Origin of the sequence: Nostoc sp. MG11 (assembly GCF_014904695.1) — a bacterium.
Taxonomy (GTDB): Bacteria; Cyanobacteriota; Cyanobacteriia; order Cyanobacteriales; family Nostocaceae; genus Komarekiella.
In genome coordinates this window covers 1-1020 of the sequence record NZ_JACXXN010000186.1, presented here as the reverse complement: position 1 = coordinate 1020, position 1020 = coordinate 1, and the positions used below count along the sequence as shown (strand labels likewise).

The following is a 1020-nucleotide window of genomic DNA, read 5'->3' as shown; positions in this document are numbered from 1 at the left end:
TACAGCAGTTTCGAGGTAAATGAGGTACAGTAAATATTAGTGCATCGAGAATGACAATGAAAGCGTACTCCATCGATTTGCGTTCAAAAATAGTAGATGCTTATGAAAGAGGTAACACGTCAATCCGAAAGGTAGCTGTTCAATTTGGCGTAGCAAAAAGCTATGTACAAAAGCTCCTTCAACAAAAGAAAACACAAGGTCATCTAGAACCAAAAAAGCAAGGTGGAGCAATGAAGGGGAAATTGGATGAATACAGCAGTGAATTAGCCGAAATGGTGAAAAGTCATCCAAATGCAACTTTATCAGAGTATTGTGAGTATTTTGGAGAAAAATATGACATTTGGGTGTGTGCAAGTGTCATGTGCAGTGCATTACAAAAACAAAAACTTACACGAAAAAAAAGACAATTAGAAGTAGCCAGGCAAAAACACAAAGAGTCCAAAAACTGAGAGTTGAGTATTGGGAGAAAGTCAAACAAGTAGACCCAGAAAACCTGGTTTTTATCGATGAAATGGGTGTTTTACTCGGTTTGACTCGTACTCATGGCAGAAACGAACGTGGCAATAGGTTGTATGATTTTCAGCCATATTATAGAGGGGCGAAAGTAACTGTTATCGGAGGAATCAGCTTAAAGAAAGTTTTGGCTGTCATGACTCTAAATGGCTCAATGGATGGGAATGTATATAAAGTCTTTATCGAACATTTTCTGCTTCCACAATTATGGATTGGTGCAGTAGTAGTGATGGATAATCTTCCAGCACATCAAGTCGAAGAAATTAAACCCTTAATTGAAGGAGTTGGTGCAAGTGTTCTCTACCTGTCTCCTTATTCCCCTGAGTTTAACCCTATTGAACATTGGTGGTCACAATTAAAAGCATTCCTGAAACAATTTTCTCCAAAGACTGCATCTGGAGTCGATGGTTTAATTAAAATAGCACTTGAATTAGTTAATCCTCAACATCTCAAAAATTGGTTTACAAATTGCTGTTACTGTACCTCATAAACTACGAATTTGCTGTA

At 37.5% G+C, this 1020-nt stretch carries 2 protein-coding genes; both read left to right on the top strand.

Annotated elements, in window-relative coordinates; translation table 11 throughout:
• Positions 1–50: 50 nt before the first annotated feature.
• The gene (locus HCR01_RS39770; protein WP_226890095.1) at positions 51–449 is read left to right on the top strand and encodes a helix-turn-helix domain-containing protein; all 399 of its coding nucleotides are present in this window, start codon (positions 51–53) and stop codon (positions 447–449) included.
• Positions 347–1003, top strand: coding sequence for an IS630 family transposase (locus tag HCR01_RS37980; protein ID WP_320073272.1), 657 nt, complete (start codon positions 347–349; stop codon positions 1001–1003). Before HCR01_RS39770 ends, HCR01_RS37980 begins: the two co-directional genes overlap by 103 nt.
• Positions 1004–1020: the final 17 nt, after the last annotated feature.

Bases quoted from the DNA above. Each gene is read 5' to 3' on its own strand.
- HCR01_RS39770 (WP_226890095.1), top strand. From the start codon at position 51: ATGACAATGAAAGCGTACTCCATCGATTTGCGTTCAAAAATAGTAGAT.